Annotated in this window: 29 protein-coding genes and 1 pseudogene; 3 read left to right on the forward strand and 27 right to left on the reverse strand. The window is 59.5% G+C overall.

Annotation, left to right across the window (positions count from 1 at the left end; translation table 11 throughout):
* Positions 1 to 191 precede the first annotated feature (191 nt).
* From HNQ60_RS26485 to HNQ60_RS26590, 22 genes and pseudogenes are all read right to left on the reverse strand, one after another.
* Positions 192 to 557: a DUF6869 domain-containing protein gene (locus tag HNQ60_RS26485; protein WP_184335830.1), complete on the reverse strand. Its 366-nt coding sequence runs from the start codon at positions 555 to 557 to the stop codon at positions 192 to 194.
* Between the two features lie 1,465 nt (positions 558 to 2,022).
* A complete protein-coding gene (locus HNQ60_RS26490; RefSeq protein ID WP_184335831.1) occupies positions 2,023 to 2,400 on the reverse strand; it encodes a hypothetical protein in 378 nt (125 codons plus the stop codon).
* Positions 2,401 to 2,593: 193 nt separating this feature from the next.
* Positions 2,594 to 2,977, reverse strand: a complete 384-nt coding sequence (locus tag HNQ60_RS26495) for a hypothetical protein (RefSeq protein WP_184335832.1) — start codon at positions 2,975 to 2,977, stop codon at positions 2,594 to 2,596.
* 78 nt (positions 2,978 to 3,055) lie between these two features.
* Positions 3,056 to 3,490, reverse strand: coding sequence for a hypothetical protein (locus HNQ60_RS26500; protein WP_184335833.1), 435 nt, complete (start codon positions 3,488 to 3,490; stop codon positions 3,056 to 3,058).
* Between the two features lie 87 nt (positions 3,491 to 3,577).
* Positions 3,578 to 3,976: a hypothetical protein gene (locus tag HNQ60_RS26505; protein WP_184335834.1), complete on the reverse strand. Its 399-nt coding sequence runs from the start codon at positions 3,974 to 3,976 to the stop codon at positions 3,578 to 3,580.
* A gap of 608 nt (positions 3,977 to 4,584) precedes the next feature.
* Positions 4,585 to 4,872 carry a hypothetical protein gene (locus tag HNQ60_RS26510; RefSeq protein WP_184335835.1) on the reverse strand — a complete coding sequence of 96 codons (288 nt, stop codon included), beginning with the start codon at positions 4,870 to 4,872 and terminating at the stop codon, positions 4,585 to 4,587.
* Positions 4,873 to 4,947: 75 nt separating this feature from the next.
* On the reverse strand, positions 4,948 to 5,376 hold the full coding sequence (locus HNQ60_RS26515; protein ID WP_184335836.1) for a DUF7832 domain-containing protein: 429 nt from the start codon (positions 5,374 to 5,376) through the stop codon (positions 4,948 to 4,950).
* A gap of 97 nt (positions 5,377 to 5,473) precedes the next feature.
* Entirely contained in the window at positions 5,474 to 5,743 is a 270-nt protein-coding gene (locus HNQ60_RS26520) for a hypothetical protein (RefSeq protein WP_184335837.1), read from the reverse strand.
* A 92-nt stretch (positions 5,744 to 5,835) separates the two neighbouring features.
* On the reverse strand, positions 5,836 to 6,318 hold the full coding sequence (locus tag HNQ60_RS26525) for a hypothetical protein (protein ID WP_184335838.1): 483 nt from the start codon (positions 6,316 to 6,318) through the stop codon (positions 5,836 to 5,838).
* Positions 6,319 to 6,394: 76 nt separating this feature from the next.
* Positions 6,395 to 6,715, reverse strand: coding sequence for a YrhB domain-containing protein (locus HNQ60_RS26530; protein WP_184335839.1), 321 nt, complete (start codon positions 6,713 to 6,715; stop codon positions 6,395 to 6,397).
* Between the two features lie 643 nt (positions 6,716 to 7,358).
* Positions 7,359 to 8,034 (reverse strand): annotated as a pseudogene (locus HNQ60_RS26535) (IS30 family transposase); the annotation flags it as partial.
* Between the two features lie 138 nt (positions 8,035 to 8,172).
* The gene (locus HNQ60_RS26540; protein WP_184335841.1) at positions 8,173 to 8,928 is read right to left on the reverse strand and encodes an FKBP-type peptidyl-prolyl cis-trans isomerase; all 756 of its coding nucleotides are present in this window, start codon (positions 8,926 to 8,928) and stop codon (positions 8,173 to 8,175) included.
* Positions 8,929 to 9,824: 896 nt separating this feature from the next.
* Positions 9,825 to 10,853: a lipase chaperone gene (locus HNQ60_RS26545; RefSeq protein WP_184335842.1), complete on the reverse strand. Its 1,029-nt coding sequence runs from the start codon at positions 10,851 to 10,853 to the stop codon at positions 9,825 to 9,827.
* A gap of 450 nt (positions 10,854 to 11,303) precedes the next feature.
* Positions 11,304 to 12,821 (reverse strand): tannase/feruloyl esterase family alpha/beta hydrolase, encoded by a 1,518-nt coding sequence (locus tag HNQ60_RS26550; RefSeq protein WP_184335843.1) that lies wholly within the window; start codon positions 12,819 to 12,821, stop codon positions 11,304 to 11,306.
* Between the two features lie 10 nt (positions 12,822 to 12,831).
* Positions 12,832 to 13,173 (reverse strand): c-type cytochrome, encoded by a 342-nt coding sequence (locus HNQ60_RS26555; RefSeq protein ID WP_184335844.1) that lies wholly within the window; start codon positions 13,171 to 13,173, stop codon positions 12,832 to 12,834.
* A gap of 2 nt (positions 13,174 to 13,175) precedes the next feature.
* A complete protein-coding gene (locus tag HNQ60_RS26560) occupies positions 13,176 to 14,792 on the reverse strand; it encodes an FAD-binding oxidoreductase (RefSeq protein WP_184335845.1) in 1,617 nt (538 codons plus the stop codon).
* Positions 14,789 to 15,334: a hypothetical protein gene (locus HNQ60_RS26565; RefSeq protein ID WP_184335846.1), complete on the reverse strand. Its 546-nt coding sequence runs from the start codon at positions 15,332 to 15,334 to the stop codon at positions 14,789 to 14,791. Before HNQ60_RS26565 ends, HNQ60_RS26560 begins: the two co-directional genes overlap by 4 nt.
* Before the next feature lie 370 nt (positions 15,335 to 15,704).
* Positions 15,705 to 16,322 carry an energy transducer TonB gene (locus HNQ60_RS28215; protein ID WP_184335847.1) on the reverse strand — a complete coding sequence of 206 codons (618 nt, stop codon included), beginning with the start codon at positions 16,320 to 16,322 and terminating at the stop codon, positions 15,705 to 15,707.
* 590 nt (positions 16,323 to 16,912) lie between these two features.
* Positions 16,913 to 17,383, reverse strand: a complete 471-nt coding sequence (locus HNQ60_RS28420; protein WP_407676471.1) for an HIT family protein — start codon at positions 17,381 to 17,383, stop codon at positions 16,913 to 16,915.
* A 428-nt stretch (positions 17,384 to 17,811) separates the two neighbouring features.
* On the reverse strand, positions 17,812 to 18,522 hold the full coding sequence (locus HNQ60_RS26580; protein WP_184335849.1) for a class I SAM-dependent methyltransferase: 711 nt from the start codon (positions 18,520 to 18,522) through the stop codon (positions 17,812 to 17,814).
* A gap of 832 nt (positions 18,523 to 19,354) precedes the next feature.
* Positions 19,355 to 19,540, reverse strand: coding sequence for a hypothetical protein (locus HNQ60_RS26585; RefSeq protein ID WP_184335850.1), 186 nt, complete (start codon positions 19,538 to 19,540; stop codon positions 19,355 to 19,357).
* A gap of 141 nt (positions 19,541 to 19,681) precedes the next feature.
* On the reverse strand, positions 19,682 to 21,274 hold the full coding sequence (locus HNQ60_RS26590; protein WP_184335851.1) for an MBL fold metallo-hydrolase: 1,593 nt from the start codon (positions 21,272 to 21,274) through the stop codon (positions 19,682 to 19,684).
* Positions 21,275 to 21,459: 185 nt separating this feature from the next.
* Between HNQ60_RS26590 and HNQ60_RS26595 the strand changes: the two genes are divergently transcribed.
* Both HNQ60_RS26595 and HNQ60_RS26600 read left to right on the forward strand, forming a co-directional pair.
* The gene (locus tag HNQ60_RS26595; RefSeq protein WP_184335852.1) at positions 21,460 to 22,179 is read left to right on the forward strand and encodes a CoA transferase subunit A; all 720 of its coding nucleotides are present in this window, start codon (positions 21,460 to 21,462) and stop codon (positions 22,177 to 22,179) included.
* The gene (locus HNQ60_RS26600; RefSeq protein ID WP_184335853.1) at positions 22,176 to 22,817 is read left to right on the forward strand and encodes a 3-oxoacid CoA-transferase subunit B; all 642 of its coding nucleotides are present in this window, start codon (positions 22,176 to 22,178) and stop codon (positions 22,815 to 22,817) included. The genes HNQ60_RS26595 and HNQ60_RS26600 overlap by 4 nt, the downstream gene beginning before the upstream one ends.
* A gap of 95 nt (positions 22,818 to 22,912) precedes the next feature.
* On the opposite strand, the gene HNQ60_RS26605 is transcribed toward HNQ60_RS26600, so the two are convergent.
* Positions 22,913 to 23,527: an RNA polymerase sigma factor gene (locus HNQ60_RS26605; RefSeq protein ID WP_184335854.1), complete on the reverse strand. Its 615-nt coding sequence runs from the start codon at positions 23,525 to 23,527 to the stop codon at positions 22,913 to 22,915.
* Positions 23,528 to 23,710: 183 nt separating this feature from the next.
* Between HNQ60_RS26605 and HNQ60_RS26610 the strand changes: the two genes are divergently transcribed.
* Positions 23,711 to 24,742, forward strand: a complete 1,032-nt coding sequence (locus HNQ60_RS26610; protein WP_184335855.1) for a LysR family transcriptional regulator — start codon at positions 23,711 to 23,713, stop codon at positions 24,740 to 24,742.
* Here the strand turns inward: HNQ60_RS26610 and HNQ60_RS26615 are convergent.
* The 4 genes from HNQ60_RS26615 to HNQ60_RS26630 form a co-directional block, all read right to left on the reverse strand.
* Complete coding sequence (locus HNQ60_RS26615) at positions 24,674 to 25,168, reverse strand: hypothetical protein (protein ID WP_184335856.1); 495 nt, start codon at positions 25,166 to 25,168, stop codon at positions 24,674 to 24,676. The genes HNQ60_RS26610 and HNQ60_RS26615 overlap by 69 nt on opposite strands.
* A 9-nt stretch (positions 25,169 to 25,177) precedes the next feature.
* Positions 25,178 to 25,657: a DUF6644 family protein gene (locus tag HNQ60_RS26620; RefSeq protein WP_184335857.1), complete on the reverse strand. Its 480-nt coding sequence runs from the start codon at positions 25,655 to 25,657 to the stop codon at positions 25,178 to 25,180.
* 150 nt (positions 25,658 to 25,807) lie between these two features.
* Entirely contained in the window at positions 25,808 to 26,278 is a 471-nt protein-coding gene (locus tag HNQ60_RS26625; protein WP_184335858.1) for a hypothetical protein, read from the reverse strand.
* Positions 26,275 to 26,688, reverse strand: a complete 414-nt coding sequence (locus HNQ60_RS26630) for a DUF6152 family protein (protein ID WP_184335859.1) — start codon at positions 26,686 to 26,688, stop codon at positions 26,275 to 26,277. Before HNQ60_RS26630 ends, HNQ60_RS26625 begins: the two co-directional genes overlap by 4 nt.
* Between the last annotated feature and the right edge of the window lie 9 nt (positions 26,689 to 26,697).

Here is a 26,697-nt window from a genome sequence, read left to right on the forward strand (position 1 = left end):
TCTGCGATTCCGTGAACCTCGATTTCCTCATGACACTCTCCCGGTTCGCCGGAAGAGTCTACTATTCAGCTGTGTCCGAGGCGGGGGAGCTTACGTTGTCACCTAACGCCGTGCGCAATACGCGAGCGAAATGCGTAGCATTCTGCGAGTCGAGCGCGCGCCGCGCACGGTGTTGCCGCACTTGTTAGATGTCATTGTTGCGAGGCCGCTTTTCTGACTCGATCGTGGACGTCACCAGGAGATTCGGATTCGTTATATACGCCCTGCAAGGCCCGACGAAACTTCGGATCGCCTGATGCAAGGTGCTCTACCTTATCAATGAACTGCTCTCCGCACGCATACAGAAGGTCTTCGAGAGGTCCCGCCGCAACGTACGAGAGTGCCTCGGGCTCTGGAGCCGCGTCAATTAGCTGCAGAGTGACGTTCCAAGCTCGCATGGGGTCGCTTGTGAGGTAGCCCTGCAACTGTTGCCACGCCCAAAACAAACTATCGTCTTTCTCTACAAAATGGCGCAAGTACGCATCGACAAGCTCGGCGTCCGACTTCTGTTCGCTCATCGGATTGCGGTCTCTGACATCTAACGCCGCACATAAGCCGCGTGCAACGGCGCTTCGCCGTTGCACGTCGGGCACGCGCAGCGTGCGAACTTGATGCGCTTGTTAGATGCCATTCCGTCGCCCCGGCTCTTTAAGCCACTCTCGCAAGTACTCCGCATCGGACCCTCCGCGAAGATTCATGGGGAAGGATCGATCACAGTGAGATAGCTTGAATGGCTCTGCTCCGGTCGCATAGATCAGCCACTCGTCCGAAACCACGGCGCTCGTGACTACCGAAGGGTCAACGTCGGTCGTTACTTCTTCTAGCCACGTCGGGTCGTTGCGAGCGCTCCGACCGCATGAACCGCCACCGATCGCGGACTCAATTGCGACGCGTCCTCCAACTTTATAGGCCCCTTTCAATACCACCAGGACAACGAAGGAAGCCGCTTCGACAATGTGGAGCCCGGTAGGATCGTTCGGGTTCAGTGAATGTTTCGTAGATTCCACTCTTGCAACGATAACGGTATCGGCTTCGGTGAACGCACGTTCAATCTGCTCTTGCTCGGTGAGCGTCCCATACAGAGCGCATGAACACGCATCTGCATCTGGTCCTACCATCAGCAAGCACGCAGTCGCCAATAGGTCCAGTGCTCTCATGGCATCTAACGATTGAATTGTGCCGCGCGTGCTCTGCGCTGACGAAACGCCGCATCGCTCACACGCGTCGGCGCGAATGAATTGTTAGAGGCCTTTAACATCGAGTAACTCTGCTGAACCGACCAAAGAAGCGCCTTCTTGAATGCGCCAGCGCCTACCTAGCGTTAAGTATGGACGAAGCGATGGCTCTGGAAAGAATTGAACGACAACTTCACGTTCTTCTCCGGGTTCAATTGGAGTCGGCGGATCCCAATCAACAAATCCGATAAAGTAGTTTCGGTTGTTCTCATCGCCGAAGTTATGGTTGGGACGATACTGCGGTCTGCGCGCGGTCGACGCGAAGAGATGCATGCGAGCACGCACAGTAAAAGGTTGTGTCGGTTCAGCGCTTGTCATTCATTTTGGCCTCTAACGTCTGCGCTCAGGCGCGTGCGTTTCGCACGTCGCCTGCAGCGCATTGTTCGGCATTGTGTTAGTCGCAACCGCCACCACCACCGTCTCCGGAACTGTCCCCACTCCACGAACTTTCACCGCCATAACTTCCTCCGTCTGAGCTGGATCTCTCCCTCTCTTTCCTGTGTCGCGCTTCGCTCGCCTTCAGACGCAGTTCGTATTGTGCATCGAGCCTGGCAATTTCCTCTGGAGAGAACAGCAACTCCTCAGGCAGGTGTGCTCCGCACGACTCGCACTTTCTGACGCGGCGATTGAAGATTTGGAAGCCGCACGCTGGACACTGGTACTTGCTCATCCTGATCTCGTAGCCCAACGCCCACGCTGTGCCGCGAGCAACGGCGCTTCGCCGGTGCGAGTCGGAACCAGCGTGATGTTAGGCAAGGTTAATAACACCGAAGTAACCAAGCATGACAATCCAAGCCACCATCAGCACCGCAAACACCAGGAACGACACCACGCTTACGCGCACAACCCGCCAATTGGACTGAAATACGTAAGTGTCAGACTGCGCAATTTTCTCCTTGGACAACTGGTAGATCTTTACCAACTCCCCTACGGTCAGTGAGTAGACGAGCGGAATGAACGTGTTTGGAAATTTCTCCGGCAAGAAAGGCAGGATCGCAAACAACGCGGCAACAAAGCCGATGCCCCAAAGCAGCGCCGAACGAGACCGCCCTGGCTGCTCCAATGCCACGAAATTTTCCCGAAGCACTTGGACAGCGGCAAATGGTCCGCCGAAGAACGACGCCATCGTTGCTTGGCGCGGGGAGTAGAGTCTCGTTGTCATATTCCCCGGTTTTGAATGCCTAACGCTCACATTAACCCGCCGACACTGTGCACGCGCAGTGTGGACCGCAAGGCGCATGCCTTGCGGCGGTCGGCGTTGAATATGATGTTAGGCATTCTGTCGATTCGGTCGCTACGTCGCCCCTTCCGTAAAAGGGTCACAACCCTTCCGTTTGGGTCACAGCAGCAGGCGTCTGTAGTTCGCAGACTGGGCACAACTCCATCTTCTGGAGCTTGGTTTCCACATGACGAGACGAGGCCCATTTTCCATCCTTCCTCCGAGTTGGGTTGTGTCCGCACTTCGGGCATCGAATGCGATAGTAGAAAACGTAGGCACTAACAAAGCCAAGCAAGAGATAGATGCTCATCAGTGCGACTCCCAGAAGCCAAGCTCGGCTGATAAAGATGCTAGCAACCAGGGAGAGAAGCAGAATGCCAAAGGAGAAGAAGCCGAGCAGGCCGAGATAGCCCTCCAGGTCAAACTTCCACATCTGGCCAGTTCGTTGCAACCAAGGATGCGGTTTTCCATTGAGCGCTTTCATGCCCAACGCCGCCGCTGTGCCGCGAACACAGGCGCCTCGCCTGTGTGAGTCGGAACCAGCGTGATGTTAGGCCGACAACTACTGCGCATCTTCGCTCGCCATGGCTTGGCACTCACGCGCCGCATCGCGCAACTCCTCTGCGCTCATCACGATGCTGCCCTGAGGCTCGAATGCAATGCCCCCAAACCTCTCCACTAAGACAGATATCGAGTAGAACACCGCAGCACACTCGTCGGAACTGCCATAGCCAACTTCATACACAACGGGCCGCTCAATCTTGAGCCGGGCGACTCCAGGATAGCGCGAAGCGAGATCAGAGAATGAGCCCACATCAAATCGGCGGAAACCACTGGGCTTTCCTGCCACTGTGACAGGAACAAAGCCACTGCTCTTCGAAAGGTCGGCATCCTCTGCAATGACAACAGGGACCTGTGCACTCGCAAGAGCCCTGTTCCAACTCGTAACGTCAGGGGCCTGACCACCCGCGAGGATTACAAACAGCTCCATGGACATGATAGTTCTCTGGCCCAACGCTGCGGCTGTGCCGCGAGCAAAAGCGCCTCGCTTCTGCGAGTCGGAACCAGCCGCTTGTTGGGCAGCCTACGGGTCGGCATCAACATCTGACCAGTCCCAGTCAAACCAATCAAAGATTGACCAAGAGTCATCCAATGGCTCCAGGGCCTCGGATGAAGGCGACGGGTCGAGAACCTCTAACGTCGACCCCGCATCGCCACCCACTGCGTCCATCATGCCTTTATGCATGACGGTGTAGTCGCAGGTCTCTCCGATCTCACGATGATGCGCATCAAAGGTGACGCGGTCCGTGTACAGCGCGTACGCCCAGCAATGCCAATCAACCGAGAACTCTTGGCGCACCGCCGCTTTCCGAACCTCTGGAGCCGTATAGCTCTTCTTCTTGCCATGGTGCTTGATGAGATCCCGACCCACTCGCCGCGCGATAAGCCGCTTATCTGCTGACGTGAGTGCGCATGTACTCATCTTCTTATCTCCCTCTTGAAGCCCAACGCCGTTGTCAAGCCGCGTGCGTCTTCGCACGTCGGCTCTTGAACAACTTGTTAGCCATCCTTAGCCGACTTGTCATAGATGTACTGTCCGCGAACATGGCCTACATTGTGGCCGTGCTCGTCCCGCTCGAACTGAAGCTCGATGCCTCGATGCTGGTCTTCAAATGTCCACATCCAGAACGTACATCGAACCTCCACGAGGCTACGCCGAATGCAGGAGGAGTCGAAGTGCGGACCAATACCTCGAATGGTCTCGAGATTCAGCGGCTTCCCCTTCAAGCGTTTTTCCGTCTCCGCTGCCACGAATTGCGGCGTCATCGCCTCTTCGCCTATGGATCGGGGGTGACCTAGATCGCGTGCCACCCATTCCCACATGGGACCACAACCGCAAGCCGCTTCCCAAGCCACTGAACCCGTGCAACCGATCAGTACCAGCGATACCCACGCGATTGCAGACCTTGCAGGTGGCATGCTCTTTCTCCTGAAGGCTAACGCCCCGCGTGAGCCGCGAGCAGGGAGCATCGCTCCCTGCGAGTCGAGCGCACACTGTGCGCGTGCTCGACGCGGTTGTTGGGCTCCGGCTCAGCCATTGATGCAACGAACCGATTGCCAGGCAGCATCAAACAGCTCTCTTGAGATATGACAACCGACACCGTACTCAGATTTGGATCCTTCGGCCTCGTCCCATTTGCCCTCCGGTAGAACGCCGAACTTGTCTGCCGCACGATCCGTGCTGTACCGGAGCGCTCTCCCGTTCGCATTGATCTCAAGATAGCGGCACCAGTAACCTTCCTCGTCGATTTCGGAGTAGGAGACATACTCGTCGATTCCGACGGTGTTCCCAGCAGAACAGCAGAGGAGATACTTCATAGAGCCCAACGCTCGCATTAACCCGCGTGCAAAAACGACGCGCAGCGAGGCTTTTGCACGCGGGTTAATGCGTTGTTAGCCATGCGCGGCGCGCCACTCAGAGAGCCGCTCGTCTAGGACGGGCCGCAGCCGATCGAAGTTCTCCCATGTATCTGCGACATAGTAAAGGTCACGACCCGCTTCCCCAAGTGTTGCCGCGTAGTCTGCGAGATAGCTTCCGTTCTCAAAATCGAAGTAGGCGGCCGCGAACTGATTTCCTTCGTCGTTCAGATCTTCATCTGTGAACTTACCATCGCAGAATCGGAGAAAAAGCGTCCCTGGAGTTTCAGATCGAGACTGGGCGAGTTCAAGATCTTCTGGGCATTCTTCGGTGTGAATGTCGCCGCCCAACCCTGCGAGAAGCGCCCACGCAACAAACATGCCCGTATGTGTCGCTCCAGCCTCCGGCGGGAGATCGGCCGGGAATTTTCCACCGTAGTGCCAAGATGCGTCGTCGTACTTCATGTTCTTTCTGATTGGCTAACGCCCCGCTTAAGCCGCGAGCAACGGCGCTTCGCCGTTGCACGTCGGGCACGCGCAGCGTGCGAACTTGATGCGGATGTTAGTTTGCAAAGCGTACCATCAGGTAAATGCCAAGCCCAATGACCAGCAGGCTCACCACACCGATTAGCTGGACTGATTCTGTGTAAAGAAACCTTCCCGAGCCGCGCTTGTAAGTGAAGCCGCGCCATTTCCAGGGCGCAATTGATTTCTGCATTCTTAACGGCTCGATCTTGAGATGAGGTAGAAACATCGCAGCAACGATCTTTCCGATGCCGTACGCCAGCACCTCAAATATGAACTGCGCTACTACTTCGAGTACAGCCGCCATGTCTCTTGCAAACTAACGATTGAGTTGAGCGGCGCGCACGCCGGTGTATGAGCTTGGCACTTTATCTCCCACGCGTCCGCTCGAACGAGGTGTTAGGCCGCATCTTCGGCATATGGCGAGCGAATGATCTGCTCGACGAATAGGCCCCGACTCTGCGCGACACTTTCAGCAACAGGGCACGGTGCAAGTACTCCAATGTACATGTAGTAGTCCCAACCAACGTGAACAAACGCCGACTGCCCTTCAAGTTTGCACCAGTACTCCTCGCGCAAGAGTGACCGCAGCACTTCAGGAAGTCTTTCAATTGAAACCGCCGCGCCGTCCCGCGGCGGATTGGGATGCTCACCAGCGTTCTCGAGACCGACAACTGCGAGTTCGCGCACACCGGCCTCTTTGAGAAAGGCAACCGCGGATTCCAGGTACGCGTTTTCGGCCGCTAAGTAGCGCTCCTCGGTGAGAGCGACTCCGGCGAACGACTGCCCGATATCTGAGTGCGCCGTCCAATCGTCGCTCAGGTACGCGCCAGTGAGATCGCGTCTGGCAGGGTCGTATTTGGTGACGCGGTAGTGCTGCATGCGGCCTAACGCCGTTGTTAAGCCGCGTGCGTCTTCGCACGTCGGCTCTTGAACAACTTGTTAGCCTGGCCTTGTTTCACCACGCCGGCGACTCCGGTCGCTTGCTAAGCGCGGAAGGATGCATATGTGACTCCAGCTCCTTCAGGAAATGCTCGACTGGATGCGCGGTGCCCAGGACTTTTATCTCAAGAGAGTCACGGAATACCACGAAAGGCGCGTTACCGACGAGCCGCAACGAGAAATTCTCAGGCTCTCTCAAAGCGGCCGATGATTCCCAGAAGAACACCCACCCGTACGGCTTTGCGATCGTGGCGTCCCTAACCAACTGCGCCTCTCCTTCAGAGAAGAGTTCCACCCACTTTTCAGCAAGCATCCGAGCCCGAAAGAATGCGTTCATGAAAGGCTAACGCTGCCGCTGTGCCGCGAGCACAGGCGCCTCGCCTGTGCGAGTCGGAACCAGCGGGTTGTTGGGCACTACGATCATCGCTTCACGGCCCAGGCAGTAAATCTGCGATCGCAATTCTTAGCTCGTTTGTTACATCCAACGCCCGTTCTCTGGCCTCCTCCTTGGGAAGACCCGAGCGCAGAATTTCTTGAAGCTGAGTCGACGCGTTATCGAACAGGACAAACATCCGGCTTTCTCTCAGTGCTTGCGCCGTAGCGTACGTAAGCAGGTACGTGTCAACAATCTCCGACTTCGAGTCAAACAAGCGGTCTAACGCATCCATAGCGTTCTCGAGCAAGGCCGTCTCGGTGTCCATCATTCTTGGATCGCCTTAGCCCAACTTGATTTAGACAGCACCAGCCTGCCGTTAAACCTGGCGACCAGGCGATAAACCTGGACCGGGTCACGATCATAAGCTCTAGTGTTCATTGTGAAATTCGGCGCCGCCATTGCTCGTCAGCCTACCTAAATTCCAGACAATCCGCCTCGTCTCCACCCGTCCGTGGGAACAGCTGCGATTAAACCTGGCGCTGTCCGTTAAACCTGGCCGACGGGCTCCTGGTTTTTGCCATAAGAACCATTGATTTCTTTGCATTCAATCAGTCGACGCAACACTTTGAGCAAAAACCTGAGCTGGAGTTCGGAAGCCAAGGGTTTCACGTGGGCGCTGGTTCAGGCGCATCGCGACTTGATCGAGGTGACGCTGCGAGTAACCCGAGACGTCCTGACCCTTCGGAAAGTACTGTCGCAGCAAGCCATTGGTGTTCTCGTTCGATCCACGCTGCCAGGGGCTATGCGGATCACAGAAGTACACCTGCATGTGGGTTGCCAGCGTGAACTGCTTGTGTGCCCTGAGCTCGAAGCCTCGATCCCAGGTGAGTGAGCGGCGCAGCTGCGAAGGCAGCTTACGCACATGTTTGCTGAGCGCAGCGACGACCTGCTCGGTGCTCTTGCTCGGTGTCTTCACCAACATCACAAAGCGTGCGGTGCGCTCGACCAGTGTCGCGATCTGTGAGGAAGGAGTACCGCATAGCAAGTCACCTTCCCAATGCCCCGGTACTGCACGATCCTCGACCCGGGGCTCGCCGCTCACGAATGCACACCGCATCCTCGATCCGGCCGCGCTTGGAGGGACGGCCGCTCGCCTTGCGGCTGCGGCGCAGTGACTGGTGACGGCGCAAATGCGCGCTCAGCTCTTGTTTCACCACTCCGCGCGCTTGTACGAACAGGCTGCGATAGATCGTTTCGTGGGATACGCGCATCGTCTCATCATGATGAAACCGTGCAATCGATTGATCGCTCAGGCTCCCGCTTCAGCAGGAGCAGCCCGGAATCTGCCCTGAACCGCTTACAGGGCATGTCGACATAGCCAATGAATCTGCTCGCGGCAGATTCGGGACCAACGTCAATCACTGCTTCTTTTCGATCTCGAGCAGCTCCACGTCAAAGATCAACACTGCATTGGGCCCGACATAAGGCGGTGACCCTTCCTCTCCATAAGCAAGGCTGGAAGGAACATACAATTCCCACCTGGCGCCTTCCGACATCAACTGGAGTGCTTCGGTCCACCCTTCTATGAGCGCTTTGGCATTGGCGGTGTAGGGCTCACTACGTGAGTGAGTGCTGTCGAATTCGGTGCCGTCGATGAGCCTTCCTCGATAGTGCACCTTCACGTCATCTTCCAAGGTCGGCCTGTACCCGCCTCCACCGGTGGCGATTACCTTGTATTGCAAACCGCTTTTGGTGACTACCACGCCCTCTCTCTTTGCATTCTCTTTCAGGAAGATCTCACCTTCCTTCTTGTTCTTTTCCGCCACCACCACCCGCTCGGCTTCTTTCTTCTTCAGATGAACTTCCTGATAGACCTCCATCGTCGCGGCTATTTCTCCAGCCGACATTTTTTTGTCGCCGCCATCGAACACGGCCTGCATCGCGGCCGCCATGAGAGCGACATTCAATTCGATGCCCTCTGCTCTGAACCGCTCCGCCAGATCGGCACCGTAGGCATAACTGAAACGATCTTCCAGAGTCTTGAAATCCTGCTGGCTTTCCGCAGCGACTCCTTCTGTTCCTGCTTCCTCTTCGGATTGGGCGTGTCGCCCACAGCCGCTCATGCACGCCGCAATCAATGCCAATACGGCAACAGCGCTTGTGTATGTTTTCATGTGTTGTGACCGCTGAGATCCGCGCATTGCAGGCGAACGAAAACCCCAACCGCGAACGGTTGGGGTCTTCCTACAGAGCCGATGCGATCGGCGATTACCGCAGCAAGCGGTCAATCTGGGCGCGCATTGCCACACCAACCTGGCCACCGGTGCCCGACGTCGGCGCGAAGTGAGTGCCGGAAGTCGTCACCGTCCTGTAGATGGTTGAGTTGGCTCTGCAGTTCAGTGCATTCGAAGGCAGTGCTGGGGCCAACACGTCGCCTGTGCTGAAGATGCATGTCACGTCAACGTTCGAGGCTACCGGACGGTAGATCCTCGTCGTGAAGACAGTGTCAGGCTGAACCGCAATGACACATGATGCCGCTGAGCCAATCGCATTTGCAGCGTTGAAAGAACCGCCGCCGCCTTGCGAGTGACCGGACGTACAGATCTTCAGATTTGAGTTGAGGATGCTGCCGTAACGGCTCCGCGCCTGACTCACAGCATCTCGTACATCTGTACCGCTTCCAGAACTGGAGGTGGTAGCAGCGGCCACCAGAACGCAACGCTGAGCAGCGGCAGTCAGCAAACCGGAGTATGTGGTTGAGGTCCCGCCCGTACCGTTTCCCCACCCCAGGATGTTGTATCTGCCGTCGCCGCCACTCGGCACGTAAAAAACAGCACCGCTTCCGCTTTGACGGCTAACGCTGCAAGTCTGGGCAAACGCGCCCGCAGACATCAAACAGCCGAGCAGGAGCGAGCTACCAATGAGTACTCTGATGTTCACAATGAATCCCCCAACAGGTTTGAACTTGATTTTTCAGCATCAGGACTGGGTCAATGGTGTTGAGCGAAATTGGCACCTCCTTGTACGAATTCACCGGAAATGGTCTGGTCACGCGACAGGCCGGCCGCGACTACTTCGGATCTCGCGCCTGCCAATCCAAACTGGTAACCCGAGCCCGTTCTCGCTCGTCGGGGCTGAAATACTGGTCGAGTAGTTGATTGATCTGGCGCTCACGCTCGACTTCGTCCAGACCCGCCCGCATCACGTATTGGCGCGCCTGCCAGAATCCGTTGAAGTCGCTTTGCCACCTCGCCTCTTCGCGATCGGCGGCGGCCAACTCACGCGCGCCTTCCTCGCCGAGAATTGCGTTACGAGTGGAGTAGATTTCGGTACTCGAGGCGCCCTGTTCGCGCAGACGTTGCACTTTTTGTGCTGCGGCCTCTTCAGGCTCCAACAACCCCTGGGCCAGCAGGCTGTTGTTCAGTTTCTCTTGCAAGGCGCCTTGCTGAGCCGCTTTCTCTTCGTCCGTCAGGTTTACGTTCGTCTGGATCGCGATAGCGGCGAACATGTGGCGACCGTTCGCATCCTCGACTGCAAATAACTTGTCGGAGATTTCTGCGCCGAGGTAGTCGCGTCGCAGCTGCACCAGCTTCTCGTAGTGGTCGGCGGGTAGCTCGCTTCGTGGTTGCGCGTTGAACTCCATCTCCGCCAAGCGAAAGCGCCAGTAGTCTTCCAGAATGCGAGCTGCTTCTTCTCCCGCTTGACCAGGCAGCCCAGTGCGAATCGAGTTCTGCAGCTCCGACAGAGCCGCCGGACTGAGACTGGGACCCAAATCCTCGAATCCCTGCTCCAGTGCGTCCTTCAGCGTTTGATCCGGCAGCACACGGCCGTTTTCATCGAGCCTTATGCCCTGAAGAATTCTGTAGATCCCCACTGCGCCGGAAGGCACCTCACCCGTTGGACGAGGCTCATTCGCTTCTGATGTCGCACCGGCGTTCAGTGCTGGATCGGTGGGAGCGAAGTTCTGCCACTGCCACTGATGCGCGATGGTGTTGGTGTTTTCATCCGAACCCGGCATCGGCACTGCGATTGTGTCGCCGGACAACAGCCAATAGGCCAATCCGCCAATGACGGTCGCCGCCGCGAAACTGGAAACCAATATGGGTCTCGTCGGCATCGAACTATTGCGCCGTCAGATCCGAGCCATGGTCGGCAGACCACTCGGTGACTCCCAGCGGATGGCACCGAACGGGATGACTTGCCTCATACGTGTCCATACGTTCGCCTTCGATTCCTGCTTGCGCTGCCGTGCCGTCATGTGATCCCCCGGCGCCCCACTATCGAGCGCGGATATTACACATCGGTGCACAATGTGTCATCCGGGTGCGCATTATCTCCAGCACGTCACGTTGGTCTTGTGCAGCGCAACACTCCACGAGCTAAAGCGAGGAACGGACACCTATTAAATAGAGATCAATGGCTGCGCGAGGCCTTGATAGCCCGGCCTACCCCGCAAGCGGCTCGCGACGATCGGTGTCTGCGGAGTCGTTCTGGCACTGATCCTCGCCAGCTACAACGTGATCGGGTGGCACGTGCCGGGTTGAAGGCACTAATCCCGGCACTCATTGCCAACGGCGATCTGCGGATACGGGCACGCGAGGATCTCACGCTCCTCGCGGCCTTCTACAAATCGGCGCGCGACGATCCTTGGGGGAGTCTTCCCCTGCTCTCGCCACTCGATGAGCGCTTCGAGTGGATCGAACTCGTGCGTTGCATTGGCGCCGAATGCCTGGCCCGGACAGTGACCCATGCCTGGCACCATGAAGAGCCGGACTGAATTCGCGACAGCACTGGCGCCCATCTTCCGCACCACGCTCTCGTAGTAGTCGGTGTTCGCGGTCGGCGGGATTGCGATGTCGTTCCAGCCACCGAACATGAGCAGCTTGCCGCCGCGCTTCACGAACTTCGTCAGATCCGGGTCGACTGCGCTCAAGGTTTCATTGACGCGCCTCGCGCGCTCCAAATCGCGGTCATAGTCGAGCGGTTGCTTTACGGGATCCCACGTGGGGTCCTCGAAGACCAGGTATCTGAAGAAGTCGAGCGCATAGCTCGATGGCCGTTCTCCGGAAATGGCCGCGGTCCAGCCGAGTTCGCTTCCGGGCATGAGCGGACCGAAAATTCTCTCTCTTGTGCGCGGGTTGATGACTGGCGCATAGAGGGCACGTGCCGTGTCCACCTGAGCAGTCGTCAGGCAATCAGCGGCATCGCCACTTTCGCATTCGACTAGCGCTGGATTGAATTCGCAGCGACGCGGATCCTGGAGCAGCCCGTCGGTCGCGCCATCCCGCGAATCGCACATCTTCATGACTGCGCGATTCAAAGCAGCCAGCTTCTCCGCGGGTAGCGCATGAGCCGGGCTCCGGTGCGCCGCCTCCCAGACCCAGGTCTGTGCGAATGCGAAGTGGGCGGTGTCATGAGCAATACCACCCACCGCGATGCCGTCGAAGTCCTCCGGATAGCGCTGCGCCGCCTTGAGACCCTGGCGGCCCGCGCCGCCGCACCCCGAGAAATAGGAAGCACGTGGCGCCGATCCGTAGAGCGACAACGCAAGCACCTTGGTTGCAGCAATCGTCGAATGCCACGCCCGCTCGCCGACATCGATGAGCTTTTCAGGTTGGCGCAACATAAAGTGCGCGCCACGCTCTCCGTTGCCGCCTCCGTCAGTTGTAGCGGTGACATAGCCGAGTCGGATCGCCTCGGCGAGAATCGCTGGATCCATCGGGCCACCGTAGAAGCTGTAGCCCCGTGCGAGCAACTTGCCGTTCCACTGCTCGGCTGGTAACCACACCTCGAAGCGAATGGAGCTGCTGTCACTCGTTCGGATCGTTCCTGTCACGCGGCAGAAGGCAGGCAAGCCACGAAACAATTCGCTGCGCGCAGCAGCGGCTTCGGAATTCGCGGGCACATTGCTGGCCGAAGCCCGATAGGCACCTCGGACGATGAGCTCAGAGCTGGAGATCGCAACACCAGACTCTGTGTCTGCACCAAGCCGCCCACAAGCTTCCGCGGAGACAGGCGTGCGCTCGGCGTGCGCGACGCTTGCGGCAAGGAGAGCAGCGAGGAGCATGCGCTTCGAACTACTTCGTCGGTTGTTTCCGGACGAGGAATGCAACGATGTCATCGAGTTCCGCGTCCGAGAGCTCGGTCTTGCGGAACGTCGGCATGAAGCTGATTCCCTGGCGCACGAACACCTTGATGAACTCGGGCGTGAGGTCATTGCGGTCGACGAGCGCGGCCGGACGGGTGCCTTGATAGCGAGCGTCCAACGGCGTTGTCCCTGGCATCGTCTCGCGGGTTGGCCCCAACCGATCGTGGCAGCCCTGGCACCACTGCCCATAGAGTCGCTCGCCGCGACCGACATCGGCCGCTGCGGAAGTCGATGCAATGCCAGTGAGAACGACCGCGAGAATCGCACGCATCGTCATTCCTTGCGGTAGCGCCGCGGCCAGATGCCACCGCGACCGGGGGAGAGAATGCCGTTCGGATCGACGGCGTCCTTCATCGTCTCGCAGAACCTGCGCAGCGCGCTGTTGTTGTTGGCATAGACACCGGCTACGAGATCCTGGAACCCGGCAGGTGCGCGGTATTCTGCCCAGCCGTGCTCGGCGCAGGTCTTCACCAGTCGATCGAACAGCTTCAAGTGCCGCGCGTTGAGACCCGCATCGTCGTAGACGAGGAAGTCGTAGTAGAGGACGTATGTCTTCGGGAACGGTCCGCCCCCACCCTGCCATCCCCATCGCTTGAGGATCTCAGGCTCATTCGCGTCCGCCATCACTTTCCGGACGGTGCGGTTCATCGCGAAGATGTCGTCCGCTTGCGCCTTGAACAACGGAGAAAAGTAGTAGTGCCCGCGATTCACACCCTGATTCGCCAGCCGCTGGAAGCCCCACAGATTCGGCATGCCCAACCCGACCCATTGATCCACCGGCACAGTGGCGAGATCGAGCGGGAAGTCGCGCGCCGTGCCCGCACTGAAGGTTGCATGCGGGAGAAGCTTCGCGAAGTGCTCGCGTGCATGGTCCAGTGTTGCCACGACGATCTTCGCAGGTCCCCACACTGTGCCGTTCACAGAAGCGTTCGGGATTCCGGTCGCGATCGACAGTGCATCCCAGGCACTCGCAGCACCATCGCCCGGGCTCGACAGCAGCCGCTCGACCTCAGGTATGTTTCGCGAGCGCATACCAACGGTCGAGTTGTTGGCGGCTCGCAGAGGATTGCGCGCACCTGAGCTGCGGATGATCCCTTTGTGACGCAGCATCTGAATCGCATCGACCATCGGACCAAAGTCGTCATGCTTCGACGACGATACGCTGAAGCCCTGCATCCGCTCCGGCTCGGGCTCGAGCCAGAAGATCATCTTCGTAACGATGCCGAAGTTCGCCTGCGGGAACAGGCCCGAAACGTCGGGACCAAAACCGTACTTGTACACGGGCCACAGCTTGCCATTGCTCACTGCACCGGAGCCGGTACGAATGACTTCACCGTTCGGCAACACAGCTTCGATGCCACAAACCCGTGCGAAGTTGTCGCCGAGAAAGCCGACGCCGTGATCGAGCGAATTGCCGACGGGTCCACCGGCGCCGTTTTCAGCAGCGGACACCAGCAACGGAATGTTTCGCTCGCGCAAGTAGTGACTCAGCTCAATGAAGCTGACACCGGGCTCCAGCACCGCGTAGCAATCGGTGACGTTGACCTCGACGACGCGATTCATGCGCTTGAGGTCGACGACCACTGATCCCGACAGCGTCGGTGCGGCGCCGCCGTAGCCGAGATTGCGACCGGTGGAGGTCGCGAAGAGTGGGAGGCGATGCTTGTTTGCGATGTGCACCACCCGCTGCACCTGCTCGACGGAGACTGGTGCGACCGCGGCGCTCGCGACGATCTCCTTGTCCGGCATGCCGCGATAGGGTGTGTACGCATCGCGATACAGAGAGAGGTCATCTTCGCTCGTGAAGACCTGGTCCGCGCCAAGTGCAGCGGTGAATTCATGGATGGCCGCGCGGAAAGCCTCTTCGCTGACGCCAGGGGGAAGCATCATGCCGACACCGGCGCCATGAGCCAGGCGACGAGCGCGTCGTTGGTGAACGGGTGATCTTGCGCTGACAGGATGCTGGATTCGCGTCTCGCTACTGTCGCGCTGTGTGCAGGCCAACCACACAGGAGGCGAGCGGTAGCCGCCGGGTCGGTGCTCAGCGGCGCCCTGCATACGTTGGCGGGGCCATAGACGTCACCGCTCTTCAGCTCATGCAGGAATACCAGTCGCAACCGTGGCGTCTCCGCCATCAACCTCAAGCCGAACAATTGGGAGTACGGCGTCAGGCCCGCCACGGCAATCGCACTCTTGCGCCACCGCGTCATCAACTCGCGCACGTACAGCGCCGCTATATCACCACGAGTGTCGGACGTCTCGGCGCCCCAAAGCGCCGCTTCAGCCGCGAAACGCACGCCCGGTTCATGGCGGCCATCGAAGACGACCCGGTGCAGCGGCAAGCTATCGTTTCGCTGGGCGATCGAATGGGGGGCGGTCGCAATCAAGCCCGCTCCAGCGGCGGCCTGCAGGACCTGTCTCCGCGTGACCATCTCGATCTCCGGTTCTGGCGCTATTGCTAATAACGCATGCCCGAGCCGAGTACGACACGAGGCGTTTGTCGACAGCGAGGTCCGGTCGGAGTTTATGCAGTATAGGAGCGGTGTACGCAGCCGTTGCTGCGCCCGGATCCGATGACGGGGCAAGTCCAATGCCGAGCCGACGTGAATTCCTGGCCGTATCCCTGAGCGCGGCCGGCGGTCTCCTCCTTGCCCTCCCGATGGCACGCTCAACTCGCGCCAGCGGTTACGAACGCGATCTTTCGCGTCACGGGCAAACGCGTGCGCTCGCTGCCGATCGCGGATCATGACCTCGCGACGAAACCTCCCGAACCGGCGTGACACGGGCTGCTGAGGCAGGTACTCACGGAGCCTCGGCGCTGGGACTGACCTCGTCTTCCAAACGGATCGTCACTCTGAATTGTCCCCAGCCCTCAACCGCTTTGCCCTTCTCCATTCGTGGCTCAAGGCGCCAGGTCCGAATCGCATGTTCCAGCATCTTCTCATCCAGCTCCGCATGTCCGCTCGATTCAATGATCTTCCCGTCCTTCACCCGACCGTCCTTGCCCACGAGAATCGCCAGAACAACCGAACCTTCTGCTGTCGGCGCGCTCTTCTCGTCCTGCAGCGGCTTGGGGTCTTCCATGCGGAATCCCCCATAGAAGGGAGCGAACGGCGGAGAAGTGAGCGGTGTCTGCAACAGGATGCGGCGATAGCACTCAACTACCGGACCTTCTGGATCACCCGCAACTTCAGCTACTTTCCCACCCGCCTCGATACGAACAATGAGATGAACGCCGCCCAATCCCTCGATCACGCATTCCCGCTGTGCTTGGTGGTACAGATCTCCGATGAGTCCCGACATACCACCAAAGTAGCTTCGCGTGATCGCCGTTTTCGGCTGCGCCTCGAATGCTGCCAGAGCCTGGGCGTACGCCGAAGGTGACTCTTCGGCGCGAGAGTTCTCGCCGCAAAGGAACACGATCAGTATCGCGACACCGATTCTCATGATCTTTCCTTTCCAAACCACCGCAGCCGCTTTGTAACAATCCGATCGAACGCGGGAATGACCTCCGAGCCCGCACAATGTGTCGTCCAAGGCTCCGGTGCATCAGAATCGTAGTAGCAGAAGATGACCTTGTCCGCAGTCTCGTCATACGAGACGGTGAGTTCACCATCGGCGCGGGAAAAGTTTTGGCTCCTGCCAGTTCTCAAGTCTCGGAGCATCGTGGCTGGAAACAGGTAAGCCGACATTCCGGAGCCAATTACATGCTCAATCAGCTTGGAGATCGGAGACTCAACCGGGCGGACAACCTCGTCCCGAATCGTTTCCCAGCTAAAAGTGGTGTGTTTCATGTGGCTTCAGTGCCCGACGCCCAACTTCGCGCTCGTAACAGCCACCGCGGCCGTCATGGGAACCCCACGTGACAACCTGGTCTGCAAAGAGCTTGATGAGGAAGGCCAATGCGTCACTGCACCCCGACCCGCGACGAGGTCGTCGATCAAGACGCCATCGGGAAATGTATCGATGCGAAACTCTTCCGGAGGACTATCCGCAGTACGCAACCTCAGCTACTCCGGCAGATTCGAACGAATCAGCTCCGCGGTTTGAACGAGTTGCCTGGCAGATACCTGAACTCGCTCTCGACGCTGTGCATCTCCGCTTGGATCGTGTGGTACGCCCTTCTGACGCCCGGCGCCATCGAACGTCGCGAGCTGCGGGGGTCCTATTCCCCAATCGCTTCCCTTCTGACGGGGCACGACATGGAAATGGAAGTGCGGTGTTTCCTGCCCGCTGAAGACCCCATTGTTCTGAAACGTGAGTATTCCGAGAGGTCTGTAAGTCCTGACGAGCGCCTCCGCGACTCTCTTCGCAGAGACCAGTACAGCCCCGCATTCCTGCTGAGAGAGATCCAGCAGCGTCGCGACATGCCGGCGCGTGATGACGCAACATTGGCCAACTTCGAACTGCCACGGGTTGATCACGGTAAGCGTATGTTCGCTTTCGTCGATGATCGCCCACCGCTCTTCGCGACCCGCCATCCCTTCGCAAAGGTCGCACGGATCTCTTACGGGAAGCTCGATCAATTGCAATCTCCTTCAACTGCTCGCTTCGCGAACTCGCTCAACCGGCTCGGAATCGACCGGCTATGCCCGACACACCTCATACGCGTTCCATTCCGCAACCCGGGCAATGCTTGCTTGGCAAGTAAAAGTTTCCAGTTCGCTTCCAGAAAAATAAATGGACTTCGGGTCTGTGGCGGGCATGGACCAAAGCATTGCGATCGGGACATCGACACTTCGGAAATCGTGATGTGCGGCGGGATCGGAGGCGCTGGGGTCGGAGCTTGTCGGGAGCATGCGCTCAGCACCAACGTGGCTATCGCGATAGTCCAGAACAAGCGATGCATAGCGCGCTCCAACGCCTGAGTTAAACCACGCCCCGAAGCTGCATCGGCTTGAATGAATCATCAGGCAGCGTTGCCCTGGGCACGCCTTGACAGCCATGCGCAAATCAACCCAGCCTGGAAGAACTGAACAGGACGCTCGAAGCCCCCTGACTGAATGATTGATGCAACCCTGGTCGGCGCGAGAACCGCCACATCACTGGCGTAGGCTTTGCGCATGCGCTCCACGGCCTCTGGTGCTATCGCTGCCGCTGACATCATGTTCATCCAGCCGCGAAGCAACACCTCATACTCGGGGGATTGCACATCCGAAGCCAGGTCTGAGCTTGCAAGGATGCCACCCGGCCCGAGCCTGCGTGCCAAGCCTCGAAAGAACTCTGAGCGTGCGGACTGATCAAGAATGAACTGCGATACCAGGAAACAAGTGGCCGCGTCATGCAAGCCGGTGGCTGGCAGTGAATCGAGATAGCCTTCGTGGAAGTGACACCGAGATGCAAAGCCCTCGTCTTCCGCCCGTTGGCGGCAGACATCGAGCATGGGACCGGAAGGCTCTACCGCAGTGAACCTCCAGGCAGAGTTCTTCCTGGCAAGGTGAGCCAGCTCCGCTCCGGTCCCAACTCCCACACAGAGAATTCGTGCGTCGGCAGGAAGGCCGATGAAAAATGAATCAAGAAGCAGGTGCAGGCAATTCCTGATCGGTGCCGTTCTAGCCCACTGCGTGTCGTAGTTGGCAGCCTGTTGATCGAATAGTGCCCTGACTTCGTCTTGATTCATGTCGTACTGCCGCTAACACCGCCGCTGATCTCGACCGAAGACCAGACTCCATATGTATCGAACATTCCCATCAGGTGCCTGCTGAAGCCGCGGCTACCGCGTAGTCGTACACGTTCCCGCCCATCCCACGAAACCACCGTCAACCAGATTACCGAGAAAGAACCGCCGACGATCCTCGGAAATGGATAGCTGATAGTCGACCGCAGGGCGTTCGAGATCATCTCCCGTGGAACCGCGCTTCTCTGACAGCGTAAACCCGCTCAGCTTCTTCAAGGCGTCATCCAGACTGTCCCCCGGCAGCGGCACAAGCACAAAGTCGCGACAGTAGGTGTACGTGCAGAGGTTGCCTCTACCTGACACGGTTGAGAGTTCGAAACCAACTGGAATTGACCCGGTTTCCTCGGGTCCCTCGGTGCTGCAAGTCGCACTCTCGCAGCCCAGCGTGTGCGTTGCCTTGCAAACCATGCTCACGGCCGGTTCGGCGCTGACCTGCGCCGCGACCAGGAGAATCATGGAGGCTGTGGTTCTCAGGGCTGTTTGCATCTTCGTCACTCCCCTGGCCTGGCACTCACTCGCCGCAGCCCGCAACACGGCAGGCAGCACGATCCAGGCGATAAACTGGCCGCCAGGCGATACACGTGGATCGGCTCAAGGTAAGCCTACCTAAATTCGGGACAATTCGCCCGGACGCGATTGCGGTTGGACGTGCCCCTGTCCGTTGAATATTGGCGGTGAATGCGGGCCTTTGCCATAAGGCCCATCGCTGCGCCGGGCAACGTCCGCCGCTTCGCTCCCTGCGACTGCTCGGACGGGCGTCGCGCGAGCGCGTACGCTACTTGACGCTGGCGAGCGATATGCCGTGCATTGCAGCTTTATTGCGGATCGCAGAGGGCGACTTGCGCAACAGGTCGCAGAGGGATTTCCAGGAACTGCCCTGCGACGCCTCGCGCCGCAGCTTGCGGATGTCTTCTTCCGTCCATTTCCTCAATGCGGCGGGTAAGGCGAAACGATTCTGCATGACTGGTCAGTCACCTCATATGGGACGCTCGCCCGATGCCCACACGGGCATCGGGAGTTGGCGGCGCTAGCGGAAGAAAGCGCGCCGCATGACGCGGCGCGCGAAGGGAGCTGCGGGTGCCGAAGCACCCGCAATCGGAACTCAGAATCGCTTCGAGACGACGGGACAACCGGGGAAGTAGTTGCCCTTCGCGAGTTCCGCCGCGCAGCGCTCTCGCGCACGCTGCACGCCGCCCTTGACCATCTCGAGCACTTCAGCCTGTTTCATCGTCTGCATGTGCACAGGCGCAAGCGTCTCGACATCGAGCTTGTAGTACTCGATGTTGTCCATGTAGTTGTCGGCCCAGAACTGGTAGTCGACCGCTGCGGTCGCGATATCGCCCTCGACCATGACCTTGGCAGCGGGCACGTACGCGAATATCGCTTCCGCCATATGGATATTGGCGCGCGCCCAGTAGATGTCGACGCTCATCGTGTTGTCGGACAGGCGCAGTCGCTCATCGACCGGGACGAACTTCAGCGGCCGCTGATTGCGGTCCTGGTCGTCCGGGAACTCCTTCGCACGATGCGAAGCCATGTCCTGGAAGATGATCTCGTTGTTGCGCCTCGAGATGACAGTCAGCCCTTCCGCGATTGCCTGGCGGATGCCGGCGACGTGATCGAAATGAGCATGCGACACGATGACTTCAGTCACCGGCTTTCCGGGCACGAGCGAACGCGCCTTCTCGATGACTGCTTTCGCCTGGTGGCGCGAACCGCCGAGCTCGAACAGCGTCAGGTGATCCTTGAACTCGAACACGATCGTGCCCGTGTTGATGCGCCAGATGCCCTTCGCGATGGATTCCACTTCCAGCGGCCGCAGAACGCGCGATGCAGGTACGTCGGCAGACCGCACTTCCGGCGGCGCGACGAGATCCGGAATCTCGCCGTCGATGATGTAGTCATCGACGTAGACCTTGAGGTAGTCGATGTTGCGCCAGTCCGTCTTGGTGACATAGCCGAGAGGCAGCATCAGTCCGCCGTAGGGGACGAAGCCGCTGAAGTAGGTCGTGTAGGTGATCTCGCCAAGGTTGTCGTGCGGGTTGTTCCAGCGGATCCACGTCGGCAGGCCGCTCTGGTCGCTGAAGGCCATCGACATGCGGTCGCCTTCGGCGATCTGGATGTCGACGACTTTGCTCTTGTCCTCGCTGCGCACATTCGACAACTTCGCACCCTTCGCAAGAGCCGCGCGGACGGCGACTACTGGATTGTTCATCATCCACATCCGCCGCATGTGGACGCCGTCGTGCTGAAGCACACCCTCGGACCAACCGGGGATTCGCTGCTTCTTGCCTTCACGATTGATGTCGAAAGCGACATCGCCGTCTAGGAACAGGTTGACCTGCTGGTAGCTGTGGCCGAACACGGCAGCGAACGGAAACAGGAAATTCCGGCGCTCCTGCTGCAGGAAGCGGTTGTTGCCGAGGTCGTAGACGCGGCGCATATCGTTGGCCGCCTGATACTTCATCGGCGCGTTCACCTCAGGGCCGATGTTGCCGCCGCCGAACTGGTAAACGTACTGGCCGTAGCCGACCAGCGTGATGTTCTTGACGCCGTTGATGCGCTCGAGCCCGCCCAGTGATTTGGCGGCCCGTTCGAGAACCTGCCGTTCGCTCGCATTCTGGGACCAGGCTGCCTGCAGGGTCAGCATGCCGAGCAGCGCAGTGATGGAAAACAGCCACCTCGATCGAATCATGGGTCCCCCCCGAGCAATTTGCCGGCCGATTGTTCTGATCACATTGATCAAACGCAGCAGGCGACCGATTGCGACATCGCGGCGCGGCAGGCTTGTCTGCAACCGCAGCGCAACGACGTTATAGTTGTCTGGTGCCGCGCAGGTGAGGATGGTCTTCGCAGGCGCGCAGGTAACCGCGAGAAGACATGAGCAAGAAGGTTTATCCGGACGCCACGGCCGCGCTGACCGGCGTCGTTTTCGACGGGATGACGCTGATGTCGGGAGGGTTCGGCCTGACCGGCAATCCCGAATTCTGCATCGCCGCCCTCGCCCGCATGCCCGTCAAGGGCCTGACAGTGATCTCCAACAACTGCGGCGCCGACGGCTTCGGCTTGTGGACGCTGCTCAACAACGGCCAGATCGCGAAGATGGTCAGCTCGTATGTCGGCGAGAACAAACTGTTCGAGCAGCTCTATCTCACGGGCAAGCTCGCACTCGAACTGACTCCTCAGGGCACGCTGGCTGAGCGCATTCGCGCCGGCGGTGCTGGTATCCCCGCCTTCTTCACCCGCACTGGCGTAGGCACGATCGTGGCTGAAGGCAAGCCCGTTCAGGAGTTCGACGGTGAGCTGTACGTCATGGAACGGGCCCTGCGCGCGGACGTCGCGATCGTCAAAGCCTGGAAAGGTGACACGGCCGGCAACCTCGTGTATCGAAAGACGGCACGCAACTTCAACCCGATGATGGCTACGGCGGCCAAGGTCACAGTGGCCGAGGTCGAGGAACTGGTAGAGCCGGGCGAACTGGATGCTGACGCCATTCATACGCCTGGCATCTACGTGCAACGCATCTTCCGCGGCGGACCTTACGAAAAGAAGATCGAGAAACTGACGACCAGGCCCCGCCCCGCGCAGGTGAACTCATGAGCTGGACGCGCGAGGAAATGGCACAACGGGCCGCACGCGAACTGCGAGACGGCTTTTACGTGAACCTGGGCATCGGTATCCCGACGCTCGTCGCGAACTACATTCCGACCGGTGTCGACGTGACGCTGCAGAGCGAGAACGGCATGCTGGGCATGGGCCCGTTTCCCTACGAGGACGACGTCGATCCGGATCTCATCAACGCCGGCAAGCAGACGATCACCCAGCTGCCTTCATCGAGCTTCTTCTCCAGCGCCGACAGCTTCGCGATGATCCGCGGGGGCCACATCGATCTCACGATCCTGGGCGCGATGGAAGTCGCGGAGAACGGCGATCTCGCGAACTGGACGATTCCCGGCAAGATGCTCAAGGGAATGGGCGGCGCAATGGATCTGGCGGCCAACGTGAAGCGCCTGATCGTGCTGCTCGAACACACGTCCAAGACTGGCGCGTCGAAGATCCTGAAGCGCTGCAGCCTGCCGCTGACCGGCGCGGGCTGCGTGGACCTGATCATCTCCGATCTGGCTGTCTTCGAGTGCGGGCGCCGAAACGGCACCGGGTTAAAGCTGATCGAACTGGCGCCGGGCGTCAGCCTCGATGAAGTCAGGGCAAAGACGGAAGCGTCGTTCGACGTGGCTTAAACGCCTGAGCCGCACACCCCTCGTCACTCCCGCGTACGCGGGAGTCCATGCCTTTCATCAAGATGGATTCCCGCTTGCGCGAGAATGACGGACTTTCAGGCGGCGACACTCCGCCGCGCATTGTTCAGGCGATCCTGGCAAAGCTCCTGCGCGCCGCACATATCGCGCTCCACCGTCTTGGTGCTGATACCCAGCTGGCGTGCGATGGCGCGATAGCTCATTTCGGCATCGATGTGCAGGCTGAAAACCTGCTGATAGCGCGCAGGCAGCGTCGACAGCGTGCTGGAGATGACTTCCATCGCCTGGACACGATCGACTGTGTGATCGGGTTGCTCGGCATCAGCAACGATGTCGATGCTCTCGTAGGACATGTGCATCGTCTGGCACCGCGCCTTGCGCCGGCGCAGTTCGTCCCGGGCGAGGTTGGTCGCGATCTTGAACAGCAACGCGCGCACCTCGCGTTCGCCGCGCCACAAGTCCTGTACGCGCAGCAAACGGATGGACGTCTCCTGCACGACGTCTTCGGCATCCTGTTCGCTGAGCAGGATTCGCCTGACGTACTTGAGCAGCGCGGCGCGATGGAGTCCGATCACTTCGATCAGACGCGACAGGTGAACCCGCGACTGCGCGGGAGATGGCGCTTCGGCAGCCTCGGCCGGTTGTGTCGTCAACTGGACCGCGGCACCCGCGTCGAAGAATGAGTTGTTCATGTGTTACCCCGCCCGACCCACGTCGATCGGCTTGGTTACGACTCGCGCCGAAGTGCCTGTGCCTTCGTGGCGCCCCCTGACTGTTGTTTTAGTTTAGGCTTCAATCGGGCTATCATTATTCGCGTAGCGCGAATACAGCCGTCGGCGACGACAGGCAATCGCGGCGTCCCGGAGGGGGTTCAGATGGACAAGTTCGAGTGCATTCAGGCCTTCGTCAGAGTTGCGGAAACCCTGAGTTTTGCCGAGGCCGCGCGGCAGCTGAACGTCACGCCCTCCGTCATTACGAGCCGCGTGAAGAAGCTGGAAGCGTTCGTGCAGTCACCGCTTTTTCATCGCTCGACGCGCGCGGTGACGTTGTCGGAGGCGGGATCGAACTTCTTCGCCGAGTGCGCCGAGATCGTGTCGCACGTCGATTCGGCGATGGAGCGGATGAGGCTGATCAAGGGGACCCCGACGGGCGTGCTGCGCCTGCAGGTCCTGCCCGGCTTCGCGCTCGGACATCTCGGATCGGCGCTGAAGGACTTCAGCAGCCAGTATCCTCAGATCGAGCTCGACATCACCGTGAGCGATGTGCCCGTCAACCCGGTCGACAAGGGATACGACGTGGCGCTGCAGGTCTTCAAGCCCGCCGCCGAGACACTGATAGAACGTTCCCTCTTCCCTGTACGCCGCGTGTTCTGCGCTTCCCCCAGCTACCTGCGCAAGCACGGCACGCCGAGGGAGCCCGCTGATCTGCATCGCTACAGGCTTGGCCTCTACTCGGCTTATCCGACACGTGACCGCTGGACCTTCCGGCGGGGCGATGACCAGGTGTCGCTGCAACTGCCGGCGGCGATCCGGACAAACTCAGTGCACATGCTGCGCGATTTCGCGCTGAGCGGCGGCGGCATCACCTGCTTGCCGACGCTCGTATGCGGCGACTACCTGCTGAGCAATCAGCTCGTGCGCGTGGTGGAAGACTACGAGATCCCGCCGCTCGAGCTGCTTGCGATCTATCCCGCAACGCACCGTCGCGCGCTGAAGGTGAAGCTGTTCGTGGAGTTCATCACGACCCGCTTCTCCGGCGAGCCTGTCTGGGACCGCGCGCTGCGCGACCGCAGCAAGGAACGGCCGCGGATCGCCACGACAAAAGCGGTTGCAACGAGATCAAAGCGTTCCGGTACCAGCGAACGCAATGAATCGCCCCGCCGCAATAATGCCGACCCAAAGGACTAGCGAGATCAGCGATATCACCTTGGCCGTCCCGGACGCATCGACGCCCGCGCCCCAGTCATGCGCCTTGGGCAGCGCGCTGATCCAGAACCAGATCGCATTGGCCCCGGCGATCACGATGAGCAGCATCTTGAGCCTGAATGCGGGCACGACCAGATACGACTGCGGATCGGAGGCGACGAAGCCGATGCCCGTGATCACGTTGAGCACGAAGCCGCCGATGGCGAGCGGCAGCAGTCTGTGCAGCGGCCCCAGCGGCAACCCTTTCGCGAATCCCAGCACCCGCAGATCGATGAGCGCGATGATGCCGAACAGCAGCGACATGCCCACGAAGTGCAGTCCTTCGAATGTCGGAAACACCCACGGTACATCCCGCATTACCTGGCCGTACCAGGACGCCTGCAACCAAGTCATGAATGTCTGGAGCATCGTTCTTCTCTACTCGTATGCCATGTAGCGACCGAAGCCGATCGCCGAGATCCACATCAGGATCGAGATCGCGGCGAGCACCTTGGCCTTCAGCGGCGCTTCGGCCACGGCTTCATCGAGCCGCACGGCATCGTCGAGCACGGTCCTCTTGATGAGCACTGCGATCGTGATGCCTATGACGACGCTCGACAGCTTGAGGAGGAAAGCGGTGCTGTTGATGAACTTCACGCCGTCCGCCACGAACAGAGCCAGACCTGATCCGAGGTTGACGGCGAAGGCCGCCCATACGATCGTCATCAGACGCCGCAGTGGCACGAAGGGAACCATCTTCGGCACGCCGAGGGCACGCAGGTCGATGACGATCAGCAGGCCCACGAGGAGAGCGAGCCCGATGGAATGCAGCGTCAGCAGTATCGGGTAACCCCATACCGACACGAGAACCCACTCGGAGAACTTCGTGTTCTGCAGCATTTCGAGGAAGCTGATCATGCGCATGCCTCCGCTGGAAGCACGGCAAGCGCGAGAGCGCCGGGCATTCGTTGTCTCATGATTCCCCCGATGATCTGTATGTACTGCCTACAACGTTGGCAGCGGTCGGGCGCAGACAGAAAACCTTGTGGTTGCGGGAGGTGAGGATGCTCACCACGCCTTTCCGCAAGATGGATTCCCGCTTTCGCGGGAATGACAGAGGGGTTGTGCAGCGCGCCCTAGGGCTTCGGCAGGTACTTGCGGTGACACCCTTCGCACGTAGACGGCGTCACCAGCGGTCGAGAGTGACTCTGCGTCGCGTTGATTTGCGGCGGCAAGAGCTTGCGAGGCGGCTGCGATGAGGTCCTTCGAGTATCGGGCCCAATCCTCGCCCGGCGCGGTGCGAGCGTCCTTCAGCGTCCGGCCGTCATCGGACAACTGCGTGATTGCCGCCTTCAGGGCAGTCCATTCTTCAGCCCGCTCCGGCGGCGTTGCAGCCGCGGTGAAGACAGCGTCTGACGCTGGCACCACGCTCTTCAGCATGAGCTCACGCACGTTCGCACTTTCCGCCGCTGGCACGTTAATCGGCGCGAATGCCAACGCAATCGCGATCGTGCCAATGCGGAAGGTGCAGACGTTCATTGCTGCGGTGTGTTCTCGGGCGTGACCTTGCGATCGACGTCGTGATACAGGACACGCCCGTCGACGGTCTTGGCGTACTTGAGCGACAGCCCCTTCGTGCCGTCCGTCTTGGGATTACCCACGACGATGATCTTGTCACCCGGCTTGAATGTGTCCTTCGCCCAGCCCTGCCGCGAGCCGATGTTCGGACCTGAGCTTTCGACGTCCCAGGTTCCGACAGTGCGAGGGTCCTTCGCGCCTTCGGGCACGAGCATGATGATGTGCACGTGCGGCTGCCGCCAGCGGTACTCGACCACCTGCCCTTCCCATGTCCAGACCTGGTTCTGGTCGAACATGGCGAACGAGTGATGAGCCCACGCGGCTGATGCGACACCCAATGCCAGTAGTGCAGCGACCCATTTGCGTTTCATCGGAATCTC

The organism is Povalibacter uvarum (assembly GCF_014202975.1).
GTDB classification, from domain to species: domain Bacteria; phylum Pseudomonadota; class Gammaproteobacteria; order Steroidobacterales; family Steroidobacteraceae; genus Steroidobacter; species Steroidobacter uvarum.